This window comes from Mesorhizobium sp. M7A.F.Ca.US.005.03.2.1 (assembly GCF_003997795.1).
GTDB classification, from domain to species: Bacteria; Pseudomonadota; Alphaproteobacteria; order Rhizobiales; family Rhizobiaceae; genus Mesorhizobium; species Mesorhizobium ciceri.
In genome coordinates this window covers 1-4,683 of the sequence record NZ_RZRP01000501.1, presented here as the reverse complement: position 1 = coordinate 4,683, position 4,683 = coordinate 1, and the positions used below count along the sequence as shown (strand labels likewise).

Below are 4,683 nucleotides of genomic sequence, written 5' to 3'. Positions count from 1 at the left end.
TCCGTATAGAGGATGTCGCCGAGCGCGGCGGTATTGGTCCGCGTGGCAAGATCCGGAATGGGCTTGGAGACCGTCGAAGCGAGCTGCGGCGCGAAGGTGTAGCCGCCGAGAACCACGATCAGCTCCGCCGCCAGGATCAGCCCGACCAGCGCGCCGATCGGCGCATATTGCAGGGCGCCGCTCTTCAGTTCGGCGAAATCGACGTCGAGCATCATGACGACGAACAGGAACAGAACCATCACCGCGCCGACATAGACGACGAGCAGGATCATCGCCAGGAACTCGGCGCCGGTCAGCATGAACAGGCCGGCGGCGTTGAAGAAGGTCAGGATCAGGAACAGCACCGAATGCACGGGGTTGCGCGACGAAATGACCATGAACGCCGATGCCACCGCGACAAAGGCGAAGAGGTAGAAAAAGGCCGCCTCTAGTCCACTCAACATTGGGGATCCCCCGGGTTCCTGTACAAACAGGACAACCGTCCTGTTTCGATGTTTGCCGCCTCAGGCCGCAAGTTTCGTTGTGTCCTTAGACGAGGCCCCTCGCCCCGTCCATGCGTCAAATATCAGCGGTAGGGCGAGTCCAGCGAGATGTTGCGCGCCAGCTCGCGCTCCCACCGGTCGCCATTCGCCAACAGTCTGTCCTTGTCGTAGTAGAGTTCCTCGCGCGTCTCCGTCGCGAACTCGAAATTCGGCCCCTCGACGATGGCGTCGACCGGGCAGGCTTCCTGGCAGAAGCCGCAATAGATGCACTTCACCATGTCGATGTCGTAGCGCACCGTGCGGCGCGTGCCGTCATTGCGGCGCGGGCCGGCCTCGATGGTGATGGCCTGCGCGGGGCAGATCGCCTCGCACAATTTGCAGGCGATGCAGCGTTCCTCGCCATTGGGATAGCGGCGCAACGCATGCTCGCCGCGGAAGCGCGGGCTGGTTGGCCCCTTCTCGTGCGGATAGTTGATCGTCTCCTTCGGCGCGAAGAACTGGCGCATCGACAGGAAGAAGGCGCTGACGAAATCCTGCAGCAGCAGCGATTTGGCGGCTTGGGAAAGAGCGGACATCACGCAAACCCCGTGATCTTGAGGAAGGCCGCGGTGGCGACCACCATGAACAGCGAGATCGGCAGGAACACTTTCCAGCCAAGCCGCATCAATTGGTCGTAGCGGTAGCGCGGCACGAAGGCCTTCACCATGGAGATGCCGAAGAACACGAAGCAGACTTTCAGCACGAACCAGATGACGCCCGGCACCCAGGTGAACGGCGCGAAGTCGAACGGAGGCAGCCAGCCGCCGAGGAACAGGATGGTGGCCAGCGCGCACATCAGCACGATGGCGACATACTCGCCGAGGAAGAACAAAAGGAACGGGGTCGACGAATATTCGACCATGTGGCCGGCGACCAGTTCCGATTCGGCTTCGACCAGATCGAAGGGCGGGCGGTTCGTCTCGGCCAGCGCCGAGATGAAGAAGATGATGAACATCGGGAACAGCGCCAGCCAGTTCCAGTCGAGGAAGGTGTTGGGCAGGCCAAGCCGCGTACCAATTCCATCATGCTGCGACAGCACGATATCGGTGAGGTTGAGCGAGCCGGCGGTGAGCAGAACGGTGACGATGACGAAGCCGATCGAGACTTCGTAGGACACCATCTGCGCGGCCGAGCGCAGCGCGCCGAGGAACGGATATTTCGAGTTCGACGCCCAGCCGCCCATGATCACGCCGTAGACCTCGAGCGAGGAGATGGCGAAGACATAGAGGATGCCGACATTGACGTTGGCGATCGCCCAGCCGTGGCTGACCGGGATGACCGCCCAGGCCGAGATCGCCAGCACGGCCGACACCAGCGGCGCCAAAAGAAACACGCCCTTGTTGGCGCCTGACGGGATGACCGGCTCCTTGAAGACGAACTTCAACAGATCGGCGAAAGCCTGCAGCGTGCCCCAGGGGCCGACGACGTTCGGGCCACGGCGCAATTGCACCGCCGCCCAGATCTTGCGGTCGGCGTAGAGGATGTAGGCGACGAAGATCAAAAGAACAACGATCAGCACGACTGACTTCAACAGGATCAGCAGCGCCGGCAGCACGTAGAAGGAGAAGAAAGTGTCCATGCTTATTCTGCCGCCTGCTTGAAGCCGCTCTTGGCCAGTGCCGAGCATTCCGCCATCACGGCCGATGCCCGCGCGATCGGGTTGGTCAGGTAGAAATCCGTCACCGGCGAGGTGAAGGTGCCCTTGTTCAGCCGTCCGCCGAGCTTCGCCACCTCGGCGATATCCTCGGCATTGCCGGCCGCGACCTGGTCGATACGGGCCAGATGCGGGTATTCGCCATAAAGCTTGGCGCGCAGCTGCGGCAGCGAATCGAACGGCAGTTTCTTGCCGAGCACATCCGACAGCGCCCGCAGGATCGCCCAGTCCTCGCGCGCCTCGCCCGGCGCGAAGCCGGCGCGGTTGGTCTGCTGCACGCGCCCTTCGGTGTTGACATAGGTGGCCGATTTTTCCGTGTAGGCGGCCGCCGGCAGGATGACATTGGCGCGGTGCGCGCCCTGGTCGCCATGCGTGCCGATATAGACGACGAAGGCGCCGCCGGTCTTGGCCATGTCGATCTCGTCGGCGCCGAGCAGGAACAAGAGCTCCATTTCGCCCAGCATGCCGGCAACGTTTCTGCCGCCCTCGCCCGGCACGAAGCCGAGATCGAGACCGCCGACGCGCCCGGCCGCATTGTGCAGCACGGCAAAGCCGTTCCAGTCTGCGCGAGCAGCGTTGACGGCGGCCGCGAGCTTGGCCGCCTGGCCGAGCACGGCTGCGCCATCGGGACGCGCCAGCGCGCCCTGTCCGACGATGATCAGCGGGTGTATCGCCTTCTTCAGCGTCTGGAAGAACTTGCCGTTTCCGTCGGCCAAATCCTTCAGCGAATCCGGCCCGGCGCCCAGCTGTTCGTAGTCGTATCGGGTATCGCCGACATCGCCGATGACACCGACCGGCAGATTGCCGGTCCGCCAGCGCTTGCGGATACGGGCGTTGAGCACCGAGGCTTCATAGCGTGGGTTGGCGCCGATGATCAGCACCGCATCGGCCTGCTCGATGCCTTCGATGGTCGGGTTGAAGATGTAGCTCGCACGGCCGAGCGCCGGGTCGAGTGCAGCGCCATCCTGGCGGCAATCGGTGTTCTTCGAGCCGAGCGAAGCCATCAGCAGCTTGAGCGCATAGGTTTCTTCGACGGCGGCGAGATCGCCCGCGATAGCGCCGATCTTTTCGGGCGCCGTCTTCGACACCGCGTCCTTGATCGCGGCGAAGGCCTCGGCCCAGCTGGCGGCAACCAGCCTGCCGTCCTTGCGCACATAGGGGCGGTCCAGACGCCGCGTGCGCAGGCCGTCCCAGATGAAGCGGGTCTTGTCGGAGATCCACTCCTCGTTCACCGCCTCGTTGACGCGCGGCAGGATGCGCATCACTTCGCGGCCCCGGCTATCGACGCGGATCGCCGAGCCGACCGCATCCATCACGTCGATGGATTCGGTCTTGGTCAGCTCCCACGGCCGCGCCTGGAAGGCGAATGGCTTCGAGGTCAGCGCGCCGACCGGGCAAAGGTCGATGACATTGCCCTGCAGCTCCGAGGTCATCGCCTGTTCGAGATAGGTGGTGATCTCGGCATCCTCGCCACGGCCGATCAGGCCCAGTTCGGAAATGCCGGCGACTTCGGTGGTGAAGCGGACGCAGCGCGTGCAGTGGATGCAGCGGTTCATCACCGTCTTCACCAGCGGTCCGATGTATTTGTCTTCGACCGCGCGCTTGTTCTCGTGATAGCGCGAGGAATCGACGCCGAAAGCCATCGCCTGGTCCTGCAGGTCGCATTCGCCGCCCTGGTCGCAGATCGGGCAATCCAGCGGATGGTTGATCAGCAGGAACTCCATCACGCCTTCCCTGGCCTTCTTGACCATCGGCGTGTTGGTGAAGATTTCCGGCGCCTCGCCATTCGGGCCGGGACGCAGGTCGCGCACGTTCATGGCGCAGGAAGCCTGCGGCTTGGGCGGCCCGCCCTTCACCTCGATCAGGCACATGCGGCAATTGCCGGCGATCGACAGCCGCTCATGGAAGCAGAAGCGCGGCACTTCCGCGCCAGCGTCTTCCGCCGCCTGCAGCAGCGTGTAGTGGTCGGGTACAGTGATCTCTTTCCCGTCGACCTTGAGCTTTGCCATTCGCCTCAAACCCCTGCGGAGTTCCCGCAATCTCTTTTTCCGGACGCGGTCGAGACCACGTCGGGCACTTCATTCACTTCTTGACGGCGAGCGCCGCCGCTTGAGCTGTCCAATCGTCGCGGCCGATGCGGCCGCCGAGCGACAGATAGTCCTCGACCCAGGCAACCTCTTGCGGCGTCCATGCCGCGATCTGGGCATACGTCCAGATGCCGAGGCCGTTGAGAACCTTCTCCAGCTTGGGCCCGATGCCCGATATCGCCTTGAGATCCGCCGGTTTCGCCGGCTTCTCCACGGCCTTGGGCTGCCTGAAATCCTCGGGCAACAGCGCATCGCCGACGCCGCTTGTTGCTGGAGCGGCGTTTGCGGCCGGCACGGCAGTTGCGGCTTCCTTGGCGGCAATATCGGTGACCTCCCTGGCGAAGGACTGCGCCTCGGCGATCATGGTTTTCGCCGTCGCCCGCGCCTTGGTGGAGGAAGAGTTCGGATCATCGAACTGCGC

At 63.8% G+C, this 4,683-nt stretch carries 4 protein-coding genes and 1 pseudogene; all 5 read right to left on the bottom strand.

Going from position 1 to position 4,683, the window contains the following annotated elements:
- The coding region (locus tag EN991_RS24045; RefSeq protein ID WP_127369695.1) for an NADH-quinone oxidoreductase subunit J at nt 1–443 on the bottom strand (443 nt) is incomplete at its 3' end.
- A 122-nt stretch (nt 444–565) separates the two neighbouring features.
- A complete protein-coding gene (nuoI, locus tag EN991_RS24040) occupies nt 566–1,057 on the bottom strand; it encodes an NADH-quinone oxidoreductase subunit NuoI (protein WP_013531098.1) in 492 nt (163 codons plus the stop codon).
- Nucleotides 1,057–2,100 carry an NADH-quinone oxidoreductase subunit NuoH gene (nuoH, locus tag EN991_RS24035; RefSeq protein WP_013531097.1) on the bottom strand — a complete coding sequence of 348 codons (1,044 nt, stop codon included), beginning with the start codon at nt 2,098–2,100 and terminating at the stop codon, nt 1,057–1,059. The genes nuoI and nuoH overlap by 1 nt, the downstream gene beginning before the upstream one ends.
- Nucleotides 2,101–2,102: 2 nt before the next feature.
- Complete coding sequence (nuoG, locus tag EN991_RS24030) at nt 2,103–4,184, bottom strand: NADH-quinone oxidoreductase subunit NuoG (RefSeq protein ID WP_127369694.1); 2,082 nt, start codon at nt 4,182–4,184, stop codon at nt 2,103–2,105.
- A gap of 73 nt (nt 4,185–4,257) precedes the next feature.
- Nucleotides 4,258–4,683, bottom strand: a pseudogene (locus EN991_RS24025) (NADH-ubiquinone dehydrogenase); the annotation flags it as partial.